The sequence below is a fragment of the Antarcticirhabdus aurantiaca genome (genome assembly GCF_009765365.1).
Taxonomy (GTDB): Bacteria; Pseudomonadota; Alphaproteobacteria; order Rhizobiales; family Rhizobiaceae; genus Antarcticirhabdus; species Antarcticirhabdus aurantiaca.
The window spans coordinates 80,784-105,889 of sequence record NZ_VTOM01000011.1 but is presented as its reverse complement, the minus strand read 5'-3'; the positions used below and the strand labels follow the sequence as shown (position 1 = coordinate 105,889).

The following is a 25,106-nucleotide window of genomic DNA, read 5'->3' as shown; positions in this document are numbered from 1 at the left end:
GGAATATAGTCATACCTGCCGCACGATGCGATGGAGACCGGCGAGACCGATACGTCGTCGTTCGATGATCGGCGTGTCAGCGCTGGCGGCGGCGATCGGCGCTACACGTCGCTTCGTCGCGGCTATGAGCCCCGCCTCCGCGAGCCGTCAGCGGATGAAGTCGAGGCCCATCTCGCGGTAGCGCTCGGGGTCGTCGCCCCAGTTCTCGCGCACCTTCACGAACAGGAAGAGGTGGACCTTGGCCTCGGCGGCGTCCGCGATCTCCTTGCGGGCGGCTTGGCCGATCGCCTTGATGGTCTCGCCCTTGTGGCCGAGGACGATCGCCTTCTGGCTGTCGCGCTCGACGTAGATTGTCTGCTCGATGCGCACCGAGCCGTCGGGCTTGGTTTCCCAGAGCTCCGTCTCGACGGTCGAGGCGTAGGGCAGCTCCTGGTGGAGGCGCAGATACAGCTTCTCGCGGGTGATCTCGGCGGCGAGCTGGCGCAGCGGCAGGTCGGAGATCTGGTCTTCCGGGTAGTACCAGGGGCCGGGCGGCAGGGTCTCGGCCAGCCAGCCCATCAGGTCGTCGCAGCCCGAGCCGTTCAGCGCCGAGATCATGAAGACGCGGTCGAACTCGACGCGTGCCGCGATCTCCTGCGTCAGCGCCAGCAGCCGCTCGCGCTTCATGCGGTCGACCTTGTTGAGGAGCAGCGCCTTGGGCTGGCGAACGTCCTTCATGCGCTCCAGGATCGTCTCGACCTCCTCGTTGACGCCGCGGTCGGCATCCACGATGGCGAGGACGAGGTCGGCGTCCTTGGCGCCGCTCCAGGCGGTCTTGACCATGGCGCGGTCGAGCCGGCGCTTGGGCGCGAAGATGCCGGGCGTGTCTACGAAGACGATCTGGGTGCGGTCCCGGATCGCGATGCCGCGCACGAGGGCGCGCGTCGTCTGGACCTTATGGGTGACGATCGAGACCTTGGTGCCGACGAGCTGGTTCACGAGCGTCGACTTGCCCGCATTGGGCGCGCCGATCAGGGCGACGAAGCCCGAGCGCGTGTCGGAGGCTCCGTCCCTCGCCGTCGCTGTGGGAGTCTGCGTCTCGTTCGTCACCGTCTCGTCGCTCAAGCCTCGTCCTTCCAGATCTTTTCGCGAAGGAGAACCGCTTTGGCCGCCTCCTGTTCCGCCAGGCGCTTGGAGCGCCCCTTGCCTTCGCCGGGCTCCACGTCGGGCACGCTGACGCGCACGGTGAAGACCGGATCGTGGTCGGGCCCTTCGCGCCCGACCGTCTCGTAGCGCGGCGTCTGCGTGCCGCGGGTATGCGCCCATTCCTGAAGCGCGGTCTTGGCGTCCTGGCGGGCCTCGCCGGCTTGCACCAGACGGTCGCCCCAGACGCGCAGGATGAAGGCGCGCGTCGTCTCCAGGCCTTCGCTGAGGTAGATCGCGGCGATCAGCGCTTCCACGAGGTCGGCGCGGATGTTCTTGGTGTGCTTGCCCTTGACGCGCTTGAGATCGCCGCCGTGGCGCAGGAACTCGTGCAGGCCGAGCTCGTCGGCCACCTCAGCGCAGGCATCGGCCGAGACCAGCGTGTTGAGCCGCAGCGACAGCCCGCCCTCGTCGTCGCGGGGGAACATCTCGAAGAGCTTCTCGGCGATCACGAGGCCGAGCACCCGGTCGCCCATGAACTCCAGCCGCTCGTAGGAGCGCGCGCCCGACTGTCCCTGGCGCAGGCTCGAATGGGTCAGCGCCCGCTCCAGCCGCTCCTTGTCGCGCACCGGGACGCCGATCCGCTCCTCCAGGTCGGCGAGCGGGCGGCGCTTTACGAGAGCCATGTGAAGATGCGCGAGGGCCGCAGCTCCGAGGGCCAGTCCCACAGCGCCAAGGGCGAGGTGTCGCCGTCGATGGAGAAGAAGATCACCTGCGCCTTGCCGACGAAGTTCTCGAAGGGGACGTAGCCGACGTCGAAGCGCGAATCGAGCGAGTTGTCGCGATTGTCACCCATCATGAAGTAGTGCCCCTCGGGCACCACGAACTCGCGGGTGTTGTCGCCGCTGGAATTGGGGCTGAGATCCAGCGTCATGTAGGACACGCCGTTGGGCAGCGTTTCGCGGAACTGCGGGACGCGCGCGCCGTCGTCGGTGACGAAATCGTCGACGCGCTCGCGCGGCACCGCGACGTTGTTGATGTAGAGCACGTCGTCGCGAACCTGGACGCGGTCGCCCGGCAGGCCGATCAGCCGCTTGATGTAGTCCGTTTCCTCCTCGCCGGGCTTGCGGAAGACGACGACGTCGCCGCGCTCGGGATCGGAGGCGAAGACCCGCCCGTCCACGGGCACGTAGCCGATGTAAGGCGGGAAGGAGGGCAGCGAGTACTTGCTGTAGCCGTAGGACCACTTCGACACGAAGAGGTAGTCGCCGACGAGCAGGGTCGGCATCATCGAGCCCGACGGAATCGAGAACGGCTGGAACAGGAAGGTGCGGATCACGAGCGCCAGGAGCAGGGCCTGCACGACGACCTTGACGGTTTCGCCGAAGCCGCCGCCTTCCTTGCTGTGCGTCTGTTCGACCATCATGGTCCCTTCTGACCCCGGCGCCGCCCCGCGGCGCGTCAAGGGCTTCTATAAGCTTCAAATCCGGCGAGCAATCGGCGCCGCAGCGGCCGCTCAGCCTGTGTGATCGCCGGGCACCGCTTCGATGACGACGAAGGCCTGGGCCAGGGGGTGATCGTCGGTGATGGTGACGTGGATGCGCGCCGCCATGCCGGGCGGCACGAGCGCGTCGAGCCGCGCCCTGGCGCCGCCGGTCAGCACCATGGTGGGCGCTCCGCCGGGAAGGTTGACGACGCCCATGTCGCGCCAGAACACGCCGCGCGCAAGGCCGGTGCCGAGCGCCTTGGCGCAGGCCTCCTTGGCGGCGAAGCGCTTGGCGTAGGACGCCGCGCGGTTGGCGCGGCGCTCGGACTTCGCCGTCTCGACGTCGGTGAAGACGCGGTCGATGAAGCGCGCACCGAAGCGTTCCAGCGATCGCTCGATGCGGCGGATGTCGATGAGGTCGCTGCCGATGCCGAGGATCATCGCGCCGCCTCGCGCGTCGTGCCGAGGGGCGCGGGATCCGCGCGCCTGTCCCGCATCGAGCGGGCGGCCAGGAAGACGACGACGTAGCCGACCGCGCCGAACAGGAGGCCGAGCGGAAGCGAGCCGACCAGCATGGGTTCCACAACCGGCTTCCACATGGCGGCGAGATCGAGCTTCATCAAGGAGGCGCCGAGGCTTTCCGGCCGCGCCACGTCCACCGTCTCGTTGTGGAGGATCCAGCGTCCGGCCTCGTAGGTCGAGCCCCAGATCAGCGGAAAGGTCAGCGGGTTGCCCACCGCCGTGCCGAGCGCGGCCGCCGCCATGTTACCGCGGATCAGAAAGGCGAGCGCGAGCGCGAGAAGGATGTGGAAGCCGAGAAAGGGCGTGAAGGAGGACAGGACGCCGACGCCGAATCCGGCCGCGATGGCGTGCGGGCTCGCGCGCAGGCGAAGGACGCGCTTGCCCATGTAGCGCAGCGACCGCTTCCAGGAGCGGCGCGGCCACAGCACCCCGCGCACGCGGGAGGACAGGGGTTCCGGCTCGCGGCGTGCGAACAGCATTCAGTGCTTCCTCGAAGGACGCCGCGCGAGGGCGGCGCCGGACGCGGCCATAGGCGGGAGAATCGGCCAGATTGCGGCGCCGAGGGCCGGGAGCCCGCGCCTCACGCGTTCACCCGCGACACGTCGGACACGCAGGACTTCGCGCGCAACTGCGCCAGCGTGCGGTTGAGATGCTGGAGGTCCCAGACCTCCAGGTCGACGAGCATCTTGGTGAAGTCGGGCGCGGTCGAGAGCATCGACAGATTGTGGATGTTGGCGTCGTTGGCGGCGATCGTCTCGGCGATCACGGCGAGCGTGCCCGGCTCGTTGATCGCCGAGATCAGGATGCGCGCGGGAAAGCGCTCGGTGAGCTCCGCGTCGATGTCCCAGCGCACGTCCACCCAGCGCTCCGGCTCATCGTCGAAAGCCTGAAGCGCCGGGGACTGGATGGGATAGATCGTGATGCCGCGTCCCGGCTCCAGGATGCCGATGATCCGGTCGCCCGGCACCGCGCCGTCCGGACCGAACAGAACCGGCATGTCCTCGCCGACGCCGCGGATCGGGATCGGCCCCTTGGCGGCGCGCAGACGCGGCTCGTTGGCGCCGGGCATGCGGAACAGCATGCCGGCCGCGGTGCGCAGGTTGAACCAGCCTTCTTCCGCGACGCGCGGCACCGGCAGCTTCCGGCTCGCACGAGTGTCCTGGTAGTCGGGATGCACGGCGCGCAGGACGTCGGCCGAGGCGAGCTCGCCGCGTCCGACGGCGGCCAGGACGTCCTCGACCTCGCGATGGCCGAGGCGCGACAGGATCGGCTTCAAAACCTCGGCCGAGAAGGTCTTGCCCGAGCGCGCGAAGGTCCGCTCCAGGATCTGGCTGCCGAGCCCGGAATATTGCCGGCGCACGGACGCACGCGTCGCGCGCCGGATCGCCGAGCGCGCCTTGCCCGTCACGACGAGGCTTTCCCAGGCCTGCGGCGGGCTGGCCCCCTTCGACCGGATGATCTCGACCTCGTCGCCGTTCGACAGTTCGGTCATTAGCGGCATGACGCGGCCGTTGATCTTGGCGCCGACGCAGGTGTTGCCGACGTCGGTATGCACGGCATAGGCGAAGTCGATCGGCGTCGCCCGCCGCGGCAGCGCGATCAGCCGGCCCTTGGGCGTGAAGCAGAAGACCTGGTCCTGGAAGAGTTCGAGCTTGGTGTTCTCGAGGAACTCCTCCGGCTCGCCGTCCGCCAGCGTCTCGATGGTCCGGCGCAGCCAGCCATAGGCGTTGGAGTCCTTGGACAGCGCCACCTGCCGATCGCCAGCCTTCATGCCGTCCTTGTAGACCGAATGCGCCGCGATGCCGTACTCGGCCACCTCGTGCATCTCGCGGGTGCGGATCTGCAGCTCGACGCGCTGGCTCGACGGACCGACGATGGTCGTGTGCAACGAGCGGTAGTCGTTCTGCTTGGGGATCGAGATGTAGTCCTTGAACCGGCCCGGCACGTTCTGCCAGGTGCGGTGGACGATGCCGAGGGTGCGGTAGCACTCCTCCTCGGTGGTCACGAGGACGCGGAACCCGAAGATGTCGGACAGCTGCTCCAGCGAGAGCTGCTTGCGCTGCGTCTTGGAGAAGACCGAATAGGGCTTCTTCTGCCGGCCGTAGACCTTGGCCACGATCCCGCTCGCCTTGAGGCGCTCGGCGAGGTCCGTCTCGATCTTGGCGATGTGCCCGGCATGGCGCTCGCGCAGCTCGGCGAGGCGCGCGGTGATCATCTCGTAGGCTTCGAGGTTCACGTGCCGGAAGGCCAGGTCCTCCAGCTCCTCGCGCATGTCCTGCATGCCCATGCGCCCGGCGAGCGGGGCATAGATGTCCATGGTTTCCTGCGCGATGCGGGCGCGCTTGTCGGCGCGCATGTGCCCGAGGGTGCGCATGTTGTGCAGGCGGTCGGCGAGCTTGACGAGGAGGACGCGCACGTCGTCGGCGATGGCCAGTAGAAGCTTGCGGAGATTCTCCGCCTGCTCGGCCTTCTTGGAGACGAGGTCGAGCCGCTTGATCTTGGTCAGCCCCTCGACGAGCTGGCCGATCTTCATGCCGAAGATCTGGTCGATCTCCTTGCGGGTGGCGTCCGTGTCCTCGATCGTGTCGTGGAGGAGCGCGACGGCCACCGTCGCCTCGTCGAGGCGCATGTCGGTGAGGATCGCGGCCACTTCCAAGGGATGCGAGAAGTAGGGGTCGCCGCTGGCGCGCTTCTGCGAGCCGTGCTTCTGCATGGCGTAGACATAGGCACGGTTGAGCAGGCCTTCGTCGAGGTCGGGCTTGTAGGCGGCGACCTTCTCGACGAGTTCATACTGGCGCATCATGGAGTTGCGGCGTCTTGCCCCGAACGTGAGAAGGGGCGCCCGACCTCAGCCGGACGCCCCTCCAATATAGTCATCGCACAGCCGCCCGGAGAAGAGCGGAGCGTCCACGGCGGCTCAATAATCGTCGTTCTTCTCGGGCGCGACGAGGCCTTCGATGCCGGCGAGGAGCTCGTCCTCCGACATGCGGTCGAAGGCGATGTTGTCCTCGGCGTCGTCGTCGCTCTCGGCGGCGGGCGTCGCGGCCAGCGAGTCGGCGGCGATCGCCGGCTGCTGCGAGGCGGGTGCCGGCGCGGGCTCCGGCTCGTCCACCTCGACGTGCTTCTGCAGCGAGTGGATGAGCGCTTCCTTCAGATCGTCGGGCGAGAGCGTCTCGTCGGCGATCTCGCGCAGCGCGACGACGGGATTCTTGTCGTTGTCGCGATCAACCGTGATCGGCTGACCCTGGCTGATCTGGCGGGCACGGTGACTGGCGAGCAGCACGAGCTCGAAGCGGTTCTCGACCTTGTCGACGCAATCTTCGACGGTGACGCGGGCCATGCCTGTCTCCAAACAAACGGGAACGGACGGGGGATCAAGCTCCGCACTTAGCCCGTTACGCTCAGGCTTACAAGGGCGCTTGACGAGCCGCGCCGTTTAGACATGCGTAAGGATGACGACGCAGCCGGGGGCGCATGAAGCTCTGGGTTGATGGAAATGTTCCCTGCGCTCGCTTAATCTGAACCCGATCCGGCCGCGTTTTCGAGGCCGGCTGCGCATGCCTCGCGGCAACGCGCTCGCAGCCTTCTGATAAAACCGAAAGTTACCGGATGTTTCTGGAACGCGAGAAGATCGCTCTTTTCATCGATGGCGCCAACCTCTACGCCGCATCGCGCAATGTCGGCTTCGACATCGATTACAAGAAGCTGCTCCAGGCCTTCCAGAAGCGCGCTTATCTGCTTCGCGCCTACTATTACACGGCTCTCCTGGAAGACCAGGAATATTCCTCCATCCGCCCGCTGATCGACTGGCTGGACTACAACGGCTACCGCGTGGTGACGAAGCCGGCGAAGGAATTCACCGACCCGAGCGGCCGCCGCAAGGTCAAGGGCAACATGGACATCGAGCTGGCCGTCGACGCGATGGAGCTCGTCGACACGGTGGACCACTTCGTCCTGTTCTCCGGCGACGGCGATTTCCGCTCGCTGGTCGAGGCCCTGCAGCGCAAGGGTCGCAAGGTCTCGGTCGTCTCCACGCTGTCCACGACGCCGCCGATGATCGCCGACGACCTGCGGCGCCAGGCCGATCACTTCATCGACCTCGTCAGCCTCAAGGCCGAGATCGGGCGCAGCGCCGCCGAGCGCGAGGCCCGGCTCGCCCGCCGCGCCGAAGCCGAGCTCGCCGCGAGCGGCGGATCCACCGCCAACGCCGGCGGGACGCCCGCGGCGGACAGCGACGACGAGGAATTTTGAGCGCGATCCAAGGCAAAGCGGCCGTCGCCGAGCCGGATCGCGACTGCCCCTTGTGCCCTCGCCTGGTCGCCTTCCGCGAGGAATGGCGCGCCAGGGAACCCGCCTGGCACAACGCGCCGGTGCCGGCCTTCCTGCCGACAGGGGGGCCGGAAGCGGTCCAGCTGCTCGTCGTCGGCCTCGCGCCCGGCCTTCGCGGGGCCAACCGCACCGGTCGCCCGTTTACCGGCGATTATGCCGGCGACCTCCTCTACGCGACGCTCAACAAGTACGGCTTCGCCAATGACCGCTTCGCCGCGCGGGTCGACGATGGGCTGGAGCTCGACGGTGCGGCCATCGTCAACGGCGTGCGCTGCGTGCCGCCGGAAAACAAGCCGACGCCAGCCGAGATCAACACCTGCCGGCAATTCCTGACGCCGGTCATCGAGGGCCTGCCGAAGCTTCGCGCGATCGTCACGCTCGGTCGCATCGCGCACGACACCACCTTGCGGGCGCTCGGCACGAAGCTGAAGGACGCTCCCTTCCGCCATGGGGGCCAGTACGAGATCGGCGCCCTGTCGTTGTTCTCGAGCTATCACTGCTCGCGCTACAACACGAACACCGGGGTTCTCACGACCGAGATGTTCGAGGCGGTCTTCGCGGCCGTCGCGGAGCGGCTGAAAACCGCCTAGCCGCTTCCGCTCCGCCGCCGCAGGTGGTCGATGACGTCCCCCGCGTTCCGGTCCGGCGGAAACACCGGATAGAACACCGTCTCGATCACGCCGTCCCGCGCCACCATGGTCAGGCGCTTGAGAAGCACGTCGCCGGCAACGTCCATCACGGGCAGGTCCAGCATCTCCTGAAGCTCCAGGGCGGAGTCGGACAGGAGCGGGAACGGCAGATGAAGGCGGGCGGCCGCCTCGCGCTGATAGGCGGTCGTCTGCGTCGAGATGCCGAAGACGCTTCGCACCCCCAGCGCCCGAAGCTCGGCAAAGTGGTCGCGAAAGGCGCAGGCCTGGGGCGTGCAGCCGCGCGCGCCGGGAATGTCGTCCCAGCCCTCCGGCAGCGCGGTCCCGGGACGACCGGTCATCGGATAGCAGTAGAGCACCGTGAGACCGTCGAGGCTCCCGAGGTCGACCGTGCCGCCCGCGGTCGAGGCGAGCTGGACGATCGGCAGCGTCCGGCCTTCGAGATGGGCCGCAGCGCCGTCGTCGGCCGGATCCGGCAGGCCCTGAGGAAGGATCGTGAAGTCCTGCATGCGCGCCTCCTCGCCATGCGACACGACCGCATGGTTCGCCTGCGCGGCGGGAAAATCAAGCGCGCGATGCGATCAATCGCGCCGGGCGTCCTTCATGATGCGCTGCTTCTGGCGGTTCCAGTCGCGTTCCTTCTGGCTCTCGCGCTTGTCGGGCGCGTTCTTGCCCTTGGCGAGCGCCAGCAGCAGCTTCGCCCGGCCCTTCTCGTTGAAGTAGATGCGCAGGGGCACGAGCGTCATGCCGTCGCGCTGCACGGCGCCGGCGAGGCGGTTCAGCTGCTTGGCATGAACCAGGAGTTTGCGCCGGCGCTTGGGCTCGTGGTTGAACCGGTTGGCCTGGAGATATTCGGGAAGGTTGGAGTTGATGAGCCAGAGCTCGCCCCCCTCCTCCGTCGCGTAGGACTCGCCGATCGAGGCCTTGCCGGTGCGCAGCGACTTCACCTCCGTGCCGGTCAGGGCAAGGCCGGCCTCGATCGTGTCGATGATCTCGTAGTCGAAGCGGGCGCGGCGGTTCTCGGCGGCGACCTTCTGGTTCGGTTCGGGCTTCTTGGACATGGAACTCCGGGGGGCGCGGGGCGCGTCCCGCCCCCCTTATCTGATGCGCGGACCGGCCGCTTTCAATTCAGGAGGCCGGCGTGGCGAAGCGCGGCGTCGATGGCCTCTTCGGTCGAGCGCTCGATCGGCACGAGCGGCGAGCGCACGACGTTGCGGCCCTTGCCGATGCGCGACAGCGCGTACTTCACGCCGCACAGGCCCGGCTCGATGAAGATCGCCTTGTGGAGCGGGTAGAGACGGTCCTGGAGCGCCAGACCGCGCGCGAAGTCGCCCGCGAGGCAGGCTTCCTGGAACTCGGCGCACAGCCGCGGCGCGATGTTCGCCGTCACCGAGATGCAGCCGTGGCCGCCATGGGCGATGTGGCCGAGCGCGGTGCCGTCCTCGCCGGAAAGCTGGACGAAGTCGGGACCACAGGCGAGACGCTGGTCCGACACGCGGTCGAGCTTGGCGGTCGCGTCCTTCACGCCGATGATGGTCGGGAAGTCGGCGTGGAGGCGCGCCATGGTCTCGACGCTCATGTCGATCACCGAGCGCGGCGGGATGTTGTAGATGATGATCGGCAGGCTGACCGCCTTTGCGATCGCGGCGTAATGGCCGTAGAGGCCGCGCTGGTTGGGCTTGTTGTAATAGGGCGTGACGACGAGAAGCGCGTCGGCCCCCGCCCCTTCCGCGAAGCGGGCGAGATCGATCGCCTCGGCCGTGTTGTTGGAGCCCGCGCCCGCGATCACCGGCACGCGGCCCTTGGCCGTCTCGACGGTCAGCTCGACGACGCGCTTGTGCTCGTCGTGGGACAGCGTCGGGCTCTCGCCCGTGGTGCCGACGGGAACGAGGCCGTGGGAGCCCTCGTTGATCTGCCACTCGACAAGGGCGCGGACGCCCGCCTCGTCGAGACGGCCGTCCGCCTCGAACGGGGTGACGAGCGCCGGCATGGAGCCCTTGAAGATCGTCTTCGCTTCCACGAGTCTCTCTTGTGTTCGGTCTTTGAGCGTTGGCCCGGGACGGTCGAGGCGGGGCATCGACGAGGGTCCCGTGGGCGCGGCACCTTAGTGAAGCCGGATTCCTCGCACAAGACGAGGGACGCCACGCGGCATGGGAAAGCCGGGACGTCGCTGACGCTTCGTTGACATCATCGTCATTGGCGCCGCGACCCCGGATTAGGAGTTCTTAAGCGCGTTCGTGAGAACTTTGCGAACCATGATGCCGAAGCCCGGCCGGGGCGAGGCGAATTCGACACGCAGGCGGCGGAGGACGTCCCCCCTTCCCCGCCGCGCGACTTGAAGACCCGGAAAGAGCCATGGCCGCAACGACCACCGTCCGCCGCATCGTCCTGTCGACCGCCGTCCTGGCGCTGCTCGCCTCCTCGGCACAGGGCCAGCAGGGCTTCATCCCGACGCCCTCGTCGCGGCCCGGCGATGCGGGCCTGGGCGCCGGCGTGACCGTCGATCCCGGCCGCTTCGGCGATGCGGGCGCTCCGGCGGCGCAGCCCTTGGCCGCGATCGCCGCCACGGCCGGCGCCCCGGCGCCCTCGCGCGGCGCCCCGCCGATGCCCGACAATTCGAGCGCCTTCACCGCCTCGATCGTCGGCCTGGGCGCCCGCAACGGCGCGCTCGCCCCCATTCGCGGCGACCTGAAGAGCGGTCTCCAGGCCCTGTCCGACGGTGCGGTGCGCAAGGCCCGCGCCATGCGCGACGGCATGGCGCCCGGCTCGCTCGACCGGCACATCCTCACCTGGGCGATCGCCCTGAAGGGCGGCTCGGACGTTCCGGCCGCCGAGATCGCCGCCGCCGCGCAGGACCTGTCCGCCTGGCCGGGCCTGAAGACGCTGCGCGCCAATTCCGAGCGTGCGCTCTGGCGCGAGCAGCGCTCGCCCTCCGAGGTCATCGGCGCCTTCCGCGGCTCGCCGCCGCAGACCCCGGAAGGCGCGATGGCGCTCGCCCGCGCCTATCTCGGCGTCGGCGAGTCGCGAAAAGCGGCGCAGCTCGTGTCCTCCTTCTGGCGGATCGAGCGCATGGACCGCTCGACCGAGGCGCAGATGCTGAAGACATTCGGCACCCTGCTCACCAAGGCCGACCACAAGTACCGCATGGAGCGGCTGCTCTACGCCGACCGCGTCTCCGACGCCGAGCGCGTGGCCAAGCTCGCCAACGCCGAAACGCTGTTCCGGGCACGCGCCGCCGTGATCCGCGGCGAGAACATGAAGGCCCGCCTCGCGGCGGTGCCGGCCAACCAGCACGCCGATCCGAGCTATCAGTTCGCCCGCGCCGAATACCTGCGCAAGACCGGCAACGTGCAGGACGCGGCAGCCGTGCTCATGGCCGCGACGCGCGATCCCGGCGCCCAGATCGATCCCGACGCCTGGTGGAACGAGCGGCGCATCGTCGCCCGCGACCTGATGGAACTCGGCAAGGCGCGCGAGGCCTACCGCCTCGTCGCGTCCCATTCGGCGATCGGCCAGACCGAATCGGTGGAGGCGGAGTTCCACGCCGGCTGGTACGCCCTGCGCAGCCTGCGCGATCCCGGCACCGCCGCCAAGCACTTCGCCGCCATTGCCAAGGCCTCCAGCCGGCCGCTCAGCCAAGCCCGCGCCTATTACTGGCTGGGCCGCGCGGCGGAGGCCGGCGGACCGGGCAATTCCGGCCAGTACTACGCCCGCGCCGCCAGCCACGGCGCGACCTTCTACGGCCAGCTCGCGGCGGCCAAGCTCGGCCGCCAGCCCGGCCCGATCAGCTTCCCCAAGCCGAGCAGCGCCGAGCGCCAGCGATTCGAAAGCCGCGAGGCCGTGCGCGCGATCAAGCGCCTGGAGCAGATCGGCTCCGATTGGCGTGCCGACAGCCTCTACCGCTCGCTCGCCGACGAGCTGCAGAGCCCGGGCGAACTGGCGCTCCTGTCGGGCATGGCCGAGCGCCGCGGCGACCACCACCTCGCGCTCGCCGTCGGCAAGATCGCCTACGGCAACGGCGTCGACGCGCCCGCCCTCGCCTTCCCGACCGGCGTCATTCCGTCCGATGCCAATATCTCGGCCTCCGGCAAGGCGCTCGCCTACGCCATCGCGCGCCAGGAAAGCGCCTTCAACCCGCGCGCCAAGTCGCCCGTCGGCGCCCTCGGCCTTCTGCAGCTGATGCCCGGCACGGCGAAATCCCTCGCCCGTCAGGCCGGCCTGTCCTACTCCGAGGGTCGGCTCCTGTCGGACGTGTCCTACAACGCCTTCCTCGGATCGAAGTATCTCGGCCAGCAGATCGACCAGTTCAACGGGTCCTATGTCCTGACTTTCGCAGCCTACAATGCGGGCCCACGCCGCGCCCGCGAGTGGATCGAGCGCTTCGGCGACCCCCGCGGCAAGTCGATCGACGAGGTCGTCGACTGGATCGAGTCCATTCCCTTCACCGAAACGCGCAACTACGTTCAGCGCGTGATGGAGAACTATCAGGTCTACAAGATCCGCCTCGGCGCCGGCTTCGACATCGAGCGCGACCTGCGCTACGGCCGGCGCGGCTGAGCGGCGTGCCGACGGCCGCACCCTTTCCCGACCTGCCGCCGGATACCGGCTACAGCCCGTTCGCGTTCAACAGCGCGGACGGGCTTCGGCTTGCCGGCCGCGACTATCCCGGCCGTGCGGACGCAGGCTTGACGGGTCTGCCGCTCGTTTGTCTTCCCGGCCTCACCCGCAACTCGCGCGACTTCCACGCCTTTGCGCTGGCGATTCGCGCACTCCAGCCGCATCGCCGGGTCGTGTGCTTCGATTATCGGGGGCGCGGCGCGTCCCAACGGGCGGCGGACGCCGCGACCTACGTGCTGCCGGTGGAGGCGGGCGACGTCGTCGCGGGTCTCGATCGCCTCGGGATCGGACGGGCGATCGTCGTCGGAACCTCGCGCGGCGCGCTCATCACGCACCTTCTCGCGGCTTCGCACCCGCACCTCATCGCCGGCGCGGTCATGAACGATGCCGGGCCGAAGCTCGAGATCGAGGGGCTCCTCGCGATCAAGGCCTATGTCGGCGCGACGCCCGTCCTGCCGGACTGGGATGCGGCCCTCGCCGCGATCGACCGGATCAACGGCGCCGACTTCCCCGCCCTGACGCGGGCCGACCGCCAGCGCATGGCCTGGGCGATCTTCCGGGCGGCGCCGGACGGCACCGGCATCCTCGCCGATTACGATCCGCGCTTGGCCGACGGGCTTCGGGCGATCTCGGCGGACAACCCGCTTCCCGAACTCTGGCCGTTGTTCGATGCCTTGGGGAACGTCCCGATCCTCGCGATCCGGGGCGAACACTCGCGCCTGTTCTCGGACCACACGCTTCGCGCGATGGCCGCGCGTCACCCCGATCTCGTCGCCGTCACGGTGCCGGGCCAGGGCCACGCGCCGCTTCTCGAAACCGCCGAACTTCCGAAAGCGATCGGGCGGTTCGCGGACAAGGTCGACGCCACCCCACCTCCCCGCACCGACGCCTGAGACTCAGCCTTTGACCGGTCTGGAGCGGACGCTCCGGTCGGATTCCGGCAGCCGTACGACCTCGGCGTGGAAGGGGCCGCCGACGAAGCTCCCGAACTTAGCGACGTAAGGCTCTCCCGCCTCGCCCGGTCCGGTGGGACTCCAGTCGTCGCGCAGAAGATCCGATTGGCGGCAATGGTTGGGGAGCGGCTCGCTCGCGGCGTCCGTCGGCGACAGCTTGGCGTAGTTCACCGTGCGCCAGTTCTTGTCGAAGTGCGCGGAGCGGTGCTTTTCGGCCAGTGGATCCTGGGTCGGCCGGGGATGTCTCGGGGCTGCTCGCTTGCCGCGGCCGCCGTCCTTCGTCTGGGTCATCGTCGATCCTCCTCCTCCGAGCCCCTTCGTTCGATCGCATTGATTCGAACGTCCGGACTCGGCTCCGGTTTCCACCCGGCGATCACGATCGATCCCATCCGCACAAACGAAGAAGGCCGGGCGATACCGCCCGGCCTTCCAAGTTTCGAACCGTCGGTCGACGATTAGAAGGTGCGGAGGAACTCGACGAAACCGGTGGTCTGGTCGAAGTCCTCGACGTCGCCCGGCAGGTCGAGGTCACGGTAGGTGACTTCGCCGAGGATCGAGAAGTTGTTGGTGACTTCGTAGCCGACGTTCAGGCCGAGAGCGTAGAAGTCGGTCGAGCCGACGTTCACGACGTCCTGGGTGACGGTGTTGAAGGAGTAGACGTCGAAGGTGTTACCGATGACGCCCGACACGGCGACGCCGAACGGACCGACGGCCTGGCTGTAGCCGAGACCGATCTGCTTCTCGATCGGGATCGCGAAGCTCGGGAGGTTGTCCGAACCGTAGGCACCGAAGGTGGTGACGTAGTCGAACGCGGCGTAGCGCGACGGATCGAAGGCGTAGTGACCCTCGACCTTGAGCTCCGAACCCTCGACGAGGAGGTCCTTGAGCGAGGCGCCGGCCTTGACGACGAAAGCGCCGTCGCCGTTGTCGTCGTCCTCATCGGCGAACACGGCGCCGCCGGTGATCACGCCGTTGGTGAAGGCGACGTCGCCGAACACGTCGTTCTGCTCGTCGTAGACACCCGACACGTAGGCCGAGAACACGCCGCTCTCGTAGGCCAGCTGACCGACCACGTCCGGAGCGAAGTCGCCCGAGCCGTCGTCTTCGAGCGACAGGGCCGCCGAGAAGCCTTCCGAGGTGAAGGTGTAGGAGATGCGGTTGGCCTTGTCGTCGCCGACCGACCAGTCGGTGTCGGTGAGCAGACCGTCGCGCTCGGCCCAGAGCGAGTCGAGGTAACCGATGGTCAGACCGCCCAGCTGGATGTAGGCGAGGTCGAGGCCGACGGCGGCGTCAGCGTTGCTGCCGCTGTCAACGAGGATGCCGTCTTCGTTGATGAAGCGGGCGTCGTTGCCGAAGCGGTTGGTGGCCTGCAGGCGGACGAAGCCGCGCAGCGTGCCGTACTCGGTCTCTTCGCGGGCATCGAAGTTGATGCGGCCGCGGACGCGGGTGCCGGCGGTGTAGTCGTCGCCTTCGAAGTTCTCCTGCTCGCCGACAACCTCATAACGGAGGCGGGCGTAGCCGGAGATCTGCAGGCAGGTCTCGGTGCCGGGGATGTAGAAGAAGCCGGTGCCGTAGACGTCGCAAACGCGGACGTACTCGACCGGATCCGCCTCAACAGCGATCGGATCGGCAGCGCGGGCGCCGGTGACTGCGACGAGGGCCGCAGCAGAGCCGAGCAGAAGGCTCTTGATGTTCATGTCCTGACCTCCAGTCAATTTTCTAGGCTAGGACCGGGTGTCTCCCCGCCCCCAATCTGTCGGAAAGAGCAAAGTGTCCCCCTCGCTCTTCCTGAAACCGACAATATCCGCCGCGGTTTTTTCCGCAATCCAAGAAACGCCCGCCGGCCCGGCATGGGACGCTTTGGACACACCGCTGTTGCGGCGGCGCCACTTTTCCGTTTACGGCCCGTTAATCTTTGTGAACAAATTCCTGCCACAAGCCAGCCCGGAGGCGGTTTGTGGCCCTTTCCGGCCCCTCGGCGGACGTTTCAGAGGCGAATGATGGGGGCGCCGAGGTCGCGGAAGTCCCGCTCGCGGCAGGTCAGGACGATGATCTGCAGGCTCTCCGCCGCCTTGCGCAGAACGAGGTGCATACGCTCCAGCCGTCGTTCATCGGTGTTGACGAGCGCATCGTCGAGAATCACGGCGGCCGGATAGCCGCCCTTCTTCAGAAGTCGCGCCAGCGCGAGGCGCGTGACGACGGCGATCTGCTCGCGGGCGCCTTGAGAAAGGCGCGCGAAGCTTTCCTCGACGCCGCCGCGCCGGAGAACCCGCACGTCGAACGTCGCCTCGTCGAGCTCGACGCTGGTGCCGGGATGCAGCATGCGCAGAAAGGGCTCCACTTCGGCCCGGATCGGGGCGAGCCAATTTTCCCGCGCCTCGCGCTGCGCCTGCGTCAGCGTCGCGTGAAGGAGCCGCGAGGCTCGGGCCTGACGATCGAGCCGATCGACGCGCGGCGCGAGGGTCGCGATCTCCCCGTCGAGCCGGGCGATCTCGGCGCCAAGTTCGCTCGCACCCTGCACGCCGAGCTCGCTTTCCAGGCGGATCACCTCGCCGCGAAGCTCGTCGACGCTGGCACGCACCTGAGCGAGCGCGTCTTCGCGCCGCTTGAGGTCCAGGGTCACGACGTCCGCGTCCGCCTCGTCGAGCGTGCGCCGCCGAAGAGCGAGGAGTTCGACGCGCCGGTCGCGCTCGCCGCGCGCCGCGGCGAGCGCGTCCTCCAGCGTGGGCGTCGGCGCCGTCGCCTCGGCCGCGCGCAGTTCGGCCTCCAATCTCGCCGCCGCCTCTCCGGCGTGGACGGCGTCGGCTTCCAGCCGCGCCAACCGGGCGGCCCAGGCCGCCTCGCTCGCTCGCGCCGCTTCGAGGGCCTGCTCTGCCGCCCGCATCGCGTCCTGTGCCCGGCGCCGATCGGCCTGGGCTTCGTCGAGGTCGCCCTCGACGGAGGCGGGGTCTTCGCTGTCGGGCGAGCCGATGCCGGCCATCTCCGCCGAGAGTTCGGAGCCTTGCCGCTGCAAGGCCGCGAGTCCCTCGGGCGCCGCGGCGTCGAGCTCCTTGCGTGCGGCGGCGAGGGCGCTCGCACGCTCGCGCGTCTCGCGCTCGCGCAGGCGCGCGGCATCGATGTCGGCGACGCCGGCCGCCGAGAGCCGCCGCGCGAGTTCGGCGCGCGCCTCGTCGAAGGCGCGCTTCAGGTCCCCCGCCCCGCCGCCCGGCGTGATCGCGATGCGGCCCCAGCCATCGAGCACGATCTCCTGCCGCCCCGTGACCTTGAGCGTTCCGTGCAGACGCGCGCCGTCGGCGGCGCGTGCGCTTCGTCCGTCATCGGGCATCAGCTCGACGGCGGGCGAGGCGGCGGCGAGGCGAATCTCGGCTTCCCGCGCGTCGCGCCCCGCGACCTCGATCCGCTCCAGCGTCTTCGCGTCGAGCGAAGGACCGCGTGCGTCCCGCGCCAGCGCGTCGATCCGGGCAGCGATGGCCTGCGCTTGGGTGAGCCGCCGCTCCAGGCGCTCCGCCTCGCCGGCCAGTCTGGCAAGCCGGCGGGCTGCCTCGATCGCGCCGAGCCGGCGCTCGGCCGCCTCGGCGGCTTGGCGCGAAGCATCTCGCCGAGTTGCCGCCGCCCGAGCGTCCTCGCCCGCGCCGAGCGCCGCCGTCCGATGCTCGGCGAGCGCCGCCTCTGCGCTTCGTGCGGCTGTCGCGGCATCTGCGCTGCGCCGAACGAGATCGCGGCGGCGGGCGAGCCCCTCCTCGGCCCGCTCGAGGAGCGCTGCCGCGTGAAGAAGGGCGCGCTCGGCCTCGGCATGCTCGGCGCGCACCGACTCGACCGCCCGGGCACGAGCCTGCGCGGCGGCGAGGGCGGCTTCCGCCCGCCCGACGGCGTCGTCCTTGAGATAGGCTTCGAGGCTCGCGCGTCGCAGCGACACGCGCTCCAGCCGGTCCTCGTAGAGCCGCCGCCTTTCCTGCCGCTCGGCCAATTCCTCGCGCAAGGCCGCAAGTTCGGTGCGCGCGGCCGCGAGAGGCGAGTGCTTGGCGTCCTTCAGCGTCGTCGCGGTATAGAAGCGCTCCTGCATGGCGCGCGCGGCATCGATGAGCGCCCGGCCGTTCTCGCCGCCGATGATCGCACCGACCTCGCCCTCCAGCGCCGCGGCAACCGCGTTGCGGCCCGCGCCGAGGTCGATGCCGCCCGGCGCACGCCCCTGCTCCACCCAAAGAAGCCCGAAGGCGCCCTGATGGGCTTCGATCTTCGACTCGCCCTTGGACGGGTGGGCGAAACCGAAGAGCTCGGCGAGCTTCTCCTCCGCCGCGTCGTTCTCCAACCGGCCGCCGGTCCATTCGAGAAGCGCCGACTGCTTCTGGATGAAGGCCTTGGACAGGCGATAAGCCGTGCCCCCCGTTTCGAATTCGATGCTGATTTCGGGCCGAGCGATACGGCCATAAGGCGATAGAGCCTTGACCGCCTCGCTGGTGCCGCGGTGCTTCTGGAAGAGCGCGGCGCGCAGGGCCGTCAACAGGGTCGACTTGCCGGCCTCGTTGTCGCCGACGACGACGTTGAGCCCGGGCGCGAAGAGCGGCACCTCGCGCTCGGCGACGCCGGCGAAGTCGCGCATGCGCAGGGACTTCAGATACATGCCGCCTCAGTCCCCCGCCTTGGCGCGGCGATGCTCGACATAGAGCATGCGCAGCGCCAGCGCCGCCGTGTCACGCTCGGGATCGGCCGGGTCGAGCGCCCGGGCGCGCAGGCGGTCGACGGCGGTGCGCACGAAGCCGCCCACCTCGATCGCGTCGAGGTCCTCGGCGTCGGGCTCGTCCTGGAGGTCGCCGTCCTCGACGCGCAGGTCGAAGAGCCGCGCCTCCCAGGCGGCGAGGATGCCGTCGAGCCGCGCCCGCTCGCGCAGCGGCAAGGCGCCCGTCAGGACGAGCTGCACGATGGCGCGGTTCGGCTCGGCGACCGCGGCGAGCGCCGCGTCGACCTCGCCGGCATCCCCGAACAGCTCGGCGCGCACGATCCGCCAGTCGAAGCGCGCGACCGGCACGCGCTCGATGCGGGGCGCGAGGCCCGGCGCCTCGATCTCGACGAGCGCGACGTGGCCGGGCGCGTTGGCGGGATAGCGGTCGGGCTCGGGCGTGCCGGAATAAACGGTGCGCGGCGCGATCTCGACGAAGCCGTGCCAATCGCCGAGCGCGAGGTAATCGAGCCTCGCCCGCTCCGCCCTGTCGTCCGCGATCGGGTTGTTGCCGTCGGCCGCGGCCGGCAGCCGGTTGGCGACGGCGCCGTGGGCGAGGCCGACGCGCACGGCGCCGGCCGGCGTCTCGGCGGCGTCGAACCAGGCGGTGAGGTCGGCGGCCTCGAAGCGGCGCTTGAGCGGGGCCGGCAGGATCGCCGCGCGCCCGCCGCCGAGAAGGATCGGCTCCGCCCGATCGGCGACGCGCACGCGCTCGCCGGCCCCGAGCCGGGCGAGGCGCGACCAGACCGAGACGCTCGCCAGCGCGTCGTGATTGCCCGGCAGCATGATCCAGGGACCGGAGAAGCCCGCCATGGCGTCGAGCGTGCGGCGCACGTCACGGTCGGCCACCGTGTTGTCGTCGAAGGCATCGCCCGCCACCAGCACGGCCTCGCATCGGCGCGACTCGGCCAGCGCCGCGATCCGCGCCACGGTCTCGATGCGGGCCTCGCGCATCACGCCCCGCTTCTCGGCCTCGAAGCCGCCGAAGGGCTTTCCGATCTGCCAGTCCGCCGTGTGAAGAAACCGGAATGCCATCGCCGAGCCCGAAGCCGCCGGACGGATTTCCGGCGCGCGGCTCGACTGCTGCAGCCAAGCTCTCGGAATTGCAAGGCTTGCGCGGGGCCCGGATGGGCTGGATCAACCGCTTTCGCGCGAGCCCGCTTGACCCCTCGTCGTCATCCGACGCAGGGTCCGCGCCCATCGGAAACCCGCGACATCGAGGGCTCATGGCGGACGGGATCGACATCGGGGAACGGCTCGCGACGGCGCCGGAACTCTTCACGCCGCTCGCCCGGTCGCTGCCGGCCACCGTCCCCTTCGTCGGGCCGGAAGCGCTGGAACGCCGGATGGGCATCAGGTTCCGGGCACGGCTCGGCGCGAACGAGAGCGTCTTCGGCCCCTCGCCCCGCGCCGCCGAGGCGATGGCGCGCGCGGCCGCGGGATCCTGGGCCTATGGCGATCCGGAACTCTCCGAACTGCGCGAGGCGCTGGCGCACAAGCACGGGCTGACGCGCGCCCACATCTCGGTCGGCGAGGGCATCGACGGGCTCCTCGGTCATCTCGTGCGGCTTACCTGCGAGCCGGGCGATCGCGTCGTCACCTCGCTCGGCGCCTATCCGACCTTCAACTACCATGTCGCCGGACACGGCGCGCGGCTCGACCTCGTGCCCTACCGGAACGACCACGAGGACGTGGAGGCGCTGATCGAGCGGGCGCGGACGCTGCGCCCGAAGCTCCTCTACTTCGCCAATCCCGACAACCCGACCGGTTCCTGGGCGGAGGCAAGCACGGTGCGGCGGTTGATCGACGAAACGCCTGCCGAGACGATCCTCGTCCTCGACGAGGCCTATGGCGACTTCGCGCCGGAGGGCACGCTGCCGCCGAGCGACCTCCTGCGCCCGAACCTCCTGCGCTTCCGCACCTTCTCCAAGGCCTACGGCATGGCGGGCGTGCGGATCGGCTACGTCTTCGGGGACCCAGCCTCGGCGGTGCAGTTCGATAAGGTGCGCAACCATTTCGGCGTGTCGCGCATCGCGCAGGCCGGCGCCCTCGCGGCGCTCGGCGACGACCGGTTCCTGCGGGACACGATCGAACGGGTCGCGCGGGCGCGCGACCGGATCGGCGCGATCGCGCGGGCGAACGGGCTGGCGCCCCTGCCCTCGGCAACGAACTTCGTCGCGATCGACGCCGGGCGCGACGGCACTTATGCGCGGGCGCTGCTCGATGCCGTTCTGCGGCGCGGCGTGTTCATCCGCATGCCGGGCGTGGCGCCGCTCGACCGGCTGATCCGCGTGACGGTCGGCCGGGACGAGGATCTCGACCTCTTCGCCGAGGCGCTGGCCGGGGCGCTCGACGAGGTCGGCGGACCCGACGAACGGCTCAGTGGATCGTGATAGGGGCCTGACGGGCGACGACGGCGCGCGCGGCGCGCAACGCCCGGGCGAGGTCGGACTTCGTCATCTGCTCGGCGATGTCCTGCCGATGGGCCGCGGCGCGCTCGTCGCCGGCATGGGCGGCGAGGTTGAAGTACATGTGGGCCGAAACGAGGTCGGCCGAGCCGCCGAGGCCGGCCGCCAGCTGCAGCCCGAGATCGAACAGCGTCGCGCCGTCGAGGAAGGCGATGCCGTCGGCGGCGGGCTGGCGGGCGGTGTTGAGGTCGATGAAGGCCATGGAAGTCGCATCCCTTATCTGAGCGTTGCTGTTGTTCTTCTTGTTGAACACAGAATGCCTCGCGGCTCTGAAAGTCCGCTTAAATCTCTAGCTTAATTTGAATTGAATAACGCCTTTACAGTTCAGTGACCCTGCGGCGCCGTCCGGCGGCAAGATATTGATTTCGCTGGATCGGCGTGCCGACGTCTTCCTTTGTTAAGCCTTCGGCTTGCGGAAGCGGAAACCATCCCAGGGTTCGATCCCGAGCCCTGTCGGCCCGCCGCAGGGGTCGGCGGATGACGAGGCATCCGAGGTCGCGTGCCCGGCTTGCAAGCGTTCCTCGCTGACTTTACGCTTACGTCAAGGGAATGCGGACCGGCAGGGCCGCCCCTTGTCAGCCCGGGAGGACAGTCACCATCATGAAACGCATCGCCATCGCGGCGGGCCTCGTGCTCGCCGGCCTCGTCGCGGCGCAGGCCGCGGAACCCGTCGTCGGCAGTTGGCGGACCGCCAGCGGCGAAACGGCCCGCATCGCCCCCTGCGGCGGCGCCTACTGCATCACGCTCGCGACGGGCAAGTTCAAGGGCAAGCAGATCGGCCGCATGAGCGGCTCGGGCGGTTCCTACGAGGGCGAGATCACCGATCCCGCCGCCGACAAGACCTATGCCGGCAGCGCTGAGGTGAGCGGCGCCTCGATGAAGCTCACCGGCTGCGCGCTGCGGATCTTCTGCAAGACGCAGACCTGGGCCAAGCAGTAGACGCCTGCGGCGCGGCGTCCACTCACAAGGTGCGCCGCGCCGATGCCGGCATGAGAGGTGCCGCGGCCGTCTGAACTGTGGGTGGACGATGCCGCGCTTCGAGCCGGCCAGCAGCCCGAGAAGGCGTGGAGACGAGCGCCGGCCGCGCGCGAGGCCAAGCCGATCCGCGCTCGCAATAGGGTCCATGGACCCGGCGGCAAGAGTGTCCGACCAGCAGGGTCGTCGACGCCGATGTTCACGGCATGATCTCGCCAAGGAACGATCAGTTCATCCGATGCGATGCTGATCATCCAGCCCCTGGAAGTCAAAGGGTAGAACAATTCCAGGCGGTGCAATTCATTGCCCGTCGAGCGCGCTGATCATGCGGGGTTGCATCGTCTGCTTGAATGGGCGACAAGTACCACTTCGGAGCCGTTGCGCCAACGCCCGCAAGGTCGGCATGCCCCCTGCAAGGGGGTGCCCCATGCGGGCCTGGCGACAGCGTGCATGGGGATGCTTGACCTGAGCATGACGTGGCAGCAAGGGGATCTGACGCCATGATCTTGAGGATGGCCATGCTGACGGCGCTGATCGCGCTGTTCGGATTATCCTTCAGTTTCGTGACCAACGGGGGAACTAAGCGAGCAGGCAGCGTCTTCGCCTCGGAAACCGGCGAAAGCTGCTCCTACGAACAGGGGGTCGTTTGCCCCGTTCAAGTCGACCGTAAGGTCTACTGAGACGGACCTGCGGTCCGGTCGACCATAAAAGTTCATAGACCTCGCCTTCCCTGCGGCCCGCGCGGCGGCTAAGAAGAGGCGATGACAATTCCGATGCATCACGGCTCCAGCGCCAGGATAGAAACGCCTGAGCCGGCGCCAGCCCGCCCCTTCCACGACGCGGGCGAGGCCGTGGCCGAGCTGACGCGGCTCTACGAGCGCTCGACGGCCTTTCTGTGCTCGAGCTTCGATGACGTCCTGAAGAACGGGCGCACCGACCGGCGCTACCGCGCCTTCTATCCCGAAGTCTCGCTCGTCACCTCGACCCATGCGCGCGTCGATTCCCGTCTCGCCTTCGGTCACGTGCCCGGCCCCGGCCGCTACGCCGCGACGCTGACCCGGCCCGACCTCTTCGATCACTACCTGACCGAGCAGATCCAGCTTCTCGTGCGCAATCACGGGGCTCCGGTCTATATCGGCGACTCGACGACCCCGATCCCGCTGCACTTCGCCTTTCCCGAGGGATCCTACGTCGACGGCGTGCTGGCCGAGAAGCTCGACCGTCCCTTGCGCGACATCTTCGACGTGCCGGATCTCGAAGCGACCGACGACCGCATCGTCAACGGCAATTACGAGCCCAAGCCCGGCGAGCCGCGGCCGCTCGCCCCCTTCACCGCCCAGCGCATCGATTATTCGCTGCACCGCCTGTCGCACTACTCCGCGACGAGCCCGACGCACTTCCAGAACTTCGTCCTCTTCACGAACTACCAGTTCTACGTCGACGAATTCTGCATGCTGGCGCGCGAGCTCATGGCGCGCGGCGGCGAAGGCTACGACGCCTTCGTGGAGCCGGGCAACCTCGTGACGCGGCCGAACACGCGCGAGCCGGAAAGCGGCGCCGCGCCGCTGCGCCTGCCGCAGATGCCCGCCTACCATCTCAAGCGCTGGGACGGGAACGGCATCACGATGATCAACATCGGCGTCGGCCCGTCCAACGCCAAGACCATCACCGACCACGTCGCGGTCCTGCGCCCGCATGCCTGGCTGATGCTCGGCCACTGCGCCGGCCTTCGCAACACGCAGGAGCTCGGCGATTACGTCCTCGCCCACGCCTATGTGCGCGAGGACCACGTGCTCGACGCCGACCTGCCGGTCTGGGTGCCGATCCCGCCGCTCGCCGAAGTCCAGGTCGCGCTGGAGAAGGCGGTGGAGGAGGTGACGGGCCTCTCCGGCTACGAGCTGAAGAAGATCATGCGCACCGGCACGGTCGCGACGATCGACAACCGGAACTGGGAGCTGCGCGACCAGACCGAGCCGGTCGAGCGCTTGTCGAAGTCGCGCGCCATCGCCCTCGACATGGAATCGGCGACGATCGCGGCCAACGGCTTCCGCTTCCGCGTGCCTTACGGCACCCTGCTCTGCGTCTCCGACAAGCCGCTGCACGGCGAGCTGAAGCTGCCGGGCATGGCGACCGAGTTCTACAAGAAGCAGGTCTCGCAGCACCTGAAGATCGGCCTCAAGGCCATGCAGTCCCTCGCCGAGATGGCGCCCGAGCGGCTGCATTCGCGCAAGCTGCGCTCCTTCTTCGAAGCCGCCTTCCAGTAGGACGACCAGGTGTCGGGGCGACGGCGCGGCGGCTGGCCGCTGACGGCGCTGCGCGCCATCGCGAGCGGCTCCGCGCTGGCGGCGCTGCTCGGCCTGCTTGGCGGCGTTCATCCGGCCTTCGACAGCCTCGGCCACTTCCGCGCACACCTCGCGGTGCTCGCGATCGTCTTCGGAGCCGCGGCCTTCCTCGTTTGGACAATCGCCGGCTGGCGGGGCTTGGCCGGCGCGCGCGAAGCGGATGGTCTCGGCGCAGCCTTCGTTGGCGTCCTCCTGCTCTGGCCGATCCTCCCCTTCCTGACCCCGCTGCCGCCCGCGGCACCGCCCTTGGCGGGCGAGCGGCGCTACACGCTGCTGCAGATGAACCTGCGCTTCAACGCCAAGCCGCGGGAAGCGCTCGACCGCATCCTCCAAGCGCGGCCGGACGTCGTGACGGTCCAGGAGGTCACGGGTCCCTGGCGCCGGCACCTGCAGGGGCTGGCCGCCAGCTACCCGCATCAGTTCTACTGCCGCGCCGGATCGTCGGTCGGGAACACGGCGATCCTGTCGCGCCGGCCCTTCGCCGAACCGGCGATACCCTGCCGACCGGCCCAGGGCTTCTCGGCTCAGCCGGTCGACTTCGACGGCCGCGTCGTCACGATCGTCTCGCAGCACCTCAACTGGCCCTGGCCGCACGGGCAATGGCGCCAGATCGAGGCCCTTCGCTGGCCGCTGAACGATCTGCCCTGGCCGGTGATCGTCGGCGGCGACTTCAACGCCGCACCCTGGAGCGCGGCGGTCGGCACCTATGCCGAGGCCGGCGGGCTGGAGATCGCGGGAGGCATCGGCCCGACCTGGCTGGACCGGCGCCTGGGGCAGAGCCTGACCAGATGGATCGGCCTGCCGATCGACAACATCCTTCATTCGCCGGAGATCGACGTGCTGGCGGTGGAGCGCCTCGCCCCCACCGCCTCCGACCACCTGCCCGTGCTCGTCACCTTCTCGGTGGCGGCGCCGCGATGAAGCTGCC

24 protein-coding genes are annotated in these 25,106 nt (G+C 69.1%); 9 read left to right on the top strand and 15 right to left on the bottom strand.

Annotated elements, in window-relative coordinates:
• Positions 1 to 147: 147 nt before the first annotated feature.
• The 7 genes from era to rpoZ form a co-directional block, all read right to left on the bottom strand.
• Positions 148 to 1,089 carry a GTPase Era gene (gene era, locus FZN60_RS14590; RefSeq protein ID WP_158874300.1) on the bottom strand — a complete coding sequence of 314 codons (942 nt, stop codon included), beginning with the start codon at positions 1,087 to 1,089 and terminating at the stop codon, positions 148 to 150.
• An 11-nt stretch (positions 1,090 to 1,100) separates the two neighbouring features.
• The gene (gene rnc / locus FZN60_RS14585) at positions 1,101 to 1,808 is read right to left on the bottom strand and encodes a ribonuclease III (protein WP_158874225.1); all 708 of its coding nucleotides are present in this window, start codon (positions 1,806 to 1,808) and stop codon (positions 1,101 to 1,103) included.
• Positions 1,796 to 2,548 (bottom strand): signal peptidase I, encoded by a 753-nt coding sequence (lepB, locus tag FZN60_RS14580; protein ID WP_422569891.1) that lies wholly within the window; start codon positions 2,546 to 2,548, stop codon positions 1,796 to 1,798. Before lepB ends, rnc begins: the two co-directional genes overlap by 13 nt.
• Before the next feature lie 90 nt (positions 2,549 to 2,638).
• Entirely contained in the window at positions 2,639 to 3,049 is a 411-nt protein-coding gene (gene acpS, locus FZN60_RS14575) for a holo-ACP synthase (RefSeq protein ID WP_158874224.1), read from the bottom strand.
• Positions 3,046 to 3,609, bottom strand: coding sequence for a DUF2062 domain-containing protein (locus tag FZN60_RS14570; RefSeq protein ID WP_158874223.1), 564 nt, complete (start codon positions 3,607 to 3,609; stop codon positions 3,046 to 3,048). The genes acpS and FZN60_RS14570 overlap by 4 nt, the downstream gene beginning before the upstream one ends.
• 101 nt (positions 3,610 to 3,710) lie before the next feature.
• Positions 3,711 to 5,933, bottom strand: a complete 2,223-nt coding sequence (locus FZN60_RS14565; protein WP_158874222.1) for a RelA/SpoT family protein — start codon at positions 5,931 to 5,933, stop codon at positions 3,711 to 3,713.
• Between the two features lie 114 nt (positions 5,934 to 6,047).
• On the bottom strand, positions 6,048 to 6,470 hold the full coding sequence (gene rpoZ / locus FZN60_RS14560) for a DNA-directed RNA polymerase subunit omega (protein ID WP_158874221.1): 423 nt from the start codon (positions 6,468 to 6,470) through the stop codon (positions 6,048 to 6,050).
• A gap of 269 nt (positions 6,471 to 6,739) precedes the next feature.
• Between rpoZ and FZN60_RS14555 the strand changes: the two genes are divergently transcribed.
• On the top strand, positions 6,740 to 7,381 hold the full coding sequence (locus FZN60_RS14555) for a LabA-like NYN domain-containing protein (RefSeq protein ID WP_158874220.1): 642 nt from the start codon (positions 6,740 to 6,742) through the stop codon (positions 7,379 to 7,381).
• Complete coding sequence (locus FZN60_RS14550) at positions 7,375 to 8,049, top strand: uracil-DNA glycosylase (RefSeq protein WP_199266567.1); 675 nt, start codon at positions 7,375 to 7,377, stop codon at positions 8,047 to 8,049. Before FZN60_RS14555 ends, FZN60_RS14550 begins: the two co-directional genes overlap by 7 nt.
• Here FZN60_RS14550 and FZN60_RS14545 read toward each other — a convergent pair.
• The 3 genes from FZN60_RS14545 to dapA all read right to left on the bottom strand — a co-directional run bounded on the left by FZN60_RS14545 (position 8,046) and on the right by dapA (position 10,111).
• Complete coding sequence (locus tag FZN60_RS14545; RefSeq protein WP_158874219.1) at positions 8,046 to 8,615, bottom strand: peroxiredoxin; 570 nt, start codon at positions 8,613 to 8,615, stop codon at positions 8,046 to 8,048. The genes FZN60_RS14550 and FZN60_RS14545 overlap by 4 nt on opposite strands.
• Before the next feature lie 72 nt (positions 8,616 to 8,687).
• Positions 8,688 to 9,167 (bottom strand): SsrA-binding protein SmpB, encoded by a 480-nt coding sequence (gene smpB / locus FZN60_RS14540; protein ID WP_158874218.1) that lies wholly within the window; start codon positions 9,165 to 9,167, stop codon positions 8,688 to 8,690.
• Positions 9,168 to 9,229: 62 nt separating this feature from the next.
• Entirely contained in the window at positions 9,230 to 10,111 is an 882-nt protein-coding gene (gene dapA, locus FZN60_RS14535; RefSeq protein WP_158874297.1) for a 4-hydroxy-tetrahydrodipicolinate synthase, read from the bottom strand.
• A 350-nt stretch (positions 10,112 to 10,461) separates the two neighbouring features.
• Here dapA and FZN60_RS14530 point away from each other — a divergent pair, with 350 nt between their 5' ends.
• Both FZN60_RS14530 and FZN60_RS14525 read left to right on the top strand, forming a co-directional pair.
• Entirely contained in the window at positions 10,462 to 12,663 is a 2,202-nt protein-coding gene (locus FZN60_RS14530; RefSeq protein WP_158874217.1) for a lytic transglycosylase domain-containing protein, read from the top strand.
• A 5-nt stretch (positions 12,664 to 12,668) separates the two neighbouring features.
• The gene (locus FZN60_RS14525; RefSeq protein ID WP_246726808.1) at positions 12,669 to 13,616 is read left to right on the top strand and encodes an alpha/beta fold hydrolase; all 948 of its coding nucleotides are present in this window, start codon (positions 12,669 to 12,671) and stop codon (positions 13,614 to 13,616) included.
• 3 nt (positions 13,617 to 13,619) lie between these two features.
• On the opposite strand, the gene FZN60_RS14520 is transcribed toward FZN60_RS14525, so the two are convergent.
• The 4 genes from FZN60_RS14520 to FZN60_RS14505 form a co-directional block, all read right to left on the bottom strand.
• A complete protein-coding gene (locus tag FZN60_RS14520; RefSeq protein ID WP_158874216.1) occupies positions 13,620 to 13,967 on the bottom strand; it encodes a hypothetical protein in 348 nt (115 codons plus the stop codon).
• Between the two features lie 164 nt (positions 13,968 to 14,131).
• Positions 14,132 to 15,373 carry a porin gene (locus tag FZN60_RS14515; RefSeq protein ID WP_158874215.1) on the bottom strand — a complete coding sequence of 414 codons (1,242 nt, stop codon included), beginning with the start codon at positions 15,371 to 15,373 and terminating at the stop codon, positions 14,132 to 14,134.
• Positions 15,374 to 15,663: 290 nt separating this feature from the next.
• A complete protein-coding gene (locus FZN60_RS14510; protein WP_158874214.1) occupies positions 15,664 to 18,297 on the bottom strand; it encodes an AAA family ATPase in 2,634 nt (877 codons plus the stop codon).
• A gap of 6 nt (positions 18,298 to 18,303) precedes the next feature.
• Positions 18,304 to 19,428: a metallophosphoesterase family protein gene (locus FZN60_RS14505; RefSeq protein WP_158874213.1), complete on the bottom strand. Its 1,125-nt coding sequence runs from the start codon at positions 19,426 to 19,428 to the stop codon at positions 18,304 to 18,306.
• A gap of 191 nt (positions 19,429 to 19,619) precedes the next feature.
• Here FZN60_RS14505 and FZN60_RS14500 point away from each other — a divergent pair, with 191 nt between their 5' ends.
• Entirely contained in the window at positions 19,620 to 20,786 is a 1,167-nt protein-coding gene (locus FZN60_RS14500) for a pyridoxal phosphate-dependent aminotransferase (RefSeq protein ID WP_158874212.1), read from the top strand.
• Here FZN60_RS14500 and FZN60_RS14495 read toward each other — a convergent pair.
• The gene (locus tag FZN60_RS14495; RefSeq protein ID WP_158874211.1) at positions 20,773 to 21,063 is read right to left on the bottom strand and encodes a hypothetical protein; all 291 of its coding nucleotides are present in this window, start codon (positions 21,061 to 21,063) and stop codon (positions 20,773 to 20,775) included. The two genes, FZN60_RS14500 and FZN60_RS14495, sit on opposite strands and share 14 nt — an antisense overlap.
• Positions 21,064 to 21,461: 398 nt before the next feature.
• Here FZN60_RS14495 and FZN60_RS14490 point away from each other — a divergent pair, with 398 nt between their 5' ends.
• The 4 genes from FZN60_RS14490 to FZN60_RS14475 all read left to right on the top strand — a co-directional run bounded on the left by FZN60_RS14490 (position 21,462) and on the right by FZN60_RS14475 (position 25,099).
• Positions 21,462 to 21,800: a DUF2147 domain-containing protein gene (locus FZN60_RS14490; RefSeq protein ID WP_158874210.1), complete on the top strand. Its 339-nt coding sequence runs from the start codon at positions 21,462 to 21,464 to the stop codon at positions 21,798 to 21,800.
• A gap of 554 nt (positions 21,801 to 22,354) precedes the next feature.
• Positions 22,355 to 22,516, top strand: a complete 162-nt coding sequence (locus FZN60_RS14485; protein WP_158874209.1) for a hypothetical protein — start codon at positions 22,355 to 22,357, stop codon at positions 22,514 to 22,516.
• Between the two features lie 81 nt (positions 22,517 to 22,597).
• Positions 22,598 to 24,100, top strand: a complete 1,503-nt coding sequence (locus tag FZN60_RS14480; RefSeq protein WP_158874208.1) for an AMP nucleosidase — start codon at positions 22,598 to 22,600, stop codon at positions 24,098 to 24,100.
• A 9-nt stretch (positions 24,101 to 24,109) separates the two neighbouring features.
• Positions 24,110 to 25,099 (top strand): endonuclease/exonuclease/phosphatase family protein, encoded by a 990-nt coding sequence (locus FZN60_RS14475; protein ID WP_158874207.1) that lies wholly within the window; start codon positions 24,110 to 24,112, stop codon positions 25,097 to 25,099.
• The last annotated feature ends 7 nt before the right edge of the window (positions 25,100 to 25,106 follow it).